Genomic DNA, 1,050 nt, shown 5'->3' with positions numbered 1-1,050 from the left:
CTCCTAGCCCCGCCTGACCGAAAAACGATCCCGTTTTCGCCAGCCAATCAAAAATCCCAAAAATCTACCACTTCCTTTAAAAAACTTCTATTTCCTTGATTCAAGGGGAGGTTGTGCAACGGTTACGCCTGTTATGCACAGGCTTTCTTCTATTGTCCACCGTTAATTAGTTTTAATTCTCTTCCAAATTTTTCTGCCACGCCTATTGGTTGTTCGTCATTTTCACTAAACGCAAACCCATAAAATTTTCCGTATATCATTTCGTTTCTTTCTCTTGTCAATAAGCTGTCAAGAAGTAAACCTTTTGTCGTTACAGAGTAGTAAAGAATTGGATTATATGCAGTCAAATTATTGTCGTCACCCCATACTTGCGAATAATCCCAAAAACCTGCATATTCTTTTATTCCGTCTTGATTAATGTCAATTGGTTTGCCTTCAAATGTTGGCAATTTGTCTTGTCTTACTAACTTGTTGTCTTTTATGAAAAGTCGTTTTAAGTAGTTCTTGTTTGGTCTATCGTTGATTTCAAAGAGCAACTCAAAACTGTTATTACCTGTCTTAATAATGATTGGAAAGAGTTTATTTCCAAATTCGTATTCTGTCAATGAACTGTCAATAAAAATAGTCGTGTTGTTTCTTGTCAACTTAAAAAATGTGTAGGTTTTAAACTTTTGAAAATCTTCTTCTTGTCCCAGATATACTATGAAGTCAAAGTCAAGTTTAATTGTCTTTAGGTCTTGGTTAAATATTTCTTTTTGGATTATTGCTTCTCTAGTTTCTGTCGTCATTGAGGTGTTTAAAGTGTCATTCGTTTCTTTTTTTGTTGTCTGACTGCAAGAAACTAAAACTGTCAATAAGGAACTCAATATTATTATCTCTTTAATCATTTTCATTCTTGTTGTGGTGTCGTTTTTAAGCTTGTGCATAACGGCAGACCGTGAAAAAAGTCCCCAGCATTCTTAGTGCACCCATTTCACGGCCCAGCTAAATTTATTAAATTTAGTTGGACTTCCCGCCAGAACCCGGGTACAATTTCCATGCATCACATTT

1 protein-coding gene is annotated in these 1,050 nt (G+C 35.4%); it reads right to left on the bottom strand.

Annotated features, from left to right (window positions below):
* Window positions 1-149 precede the first annotated feature (149 nt).
* A complete protein-coding gene (locus L0U89_RS20200; RefSeq protein WP_234863182.1) occupies window positions 150-887 on the bottom strand; it encodes a hypothetical protein in 738 nt (245 codons plus the stop codon).
* Window positions 888-1,050: the final 163 nt, after the last annotated feature.

The sequence above is a fragment of the Mariniradius sediminis genome, assembly GCF_021491425.1.
Lineage (GTDB): Bacteria > Bacteroidota > Bacteroidia > Cytophagales > Cyclobacteriaceae > Mariniradius > Mariniradius saccharolyticus.
Note: the sequence above shows the minus strand (reverse complement) of the source record. Positions and strands in the feature narration are given on the sequence as shown.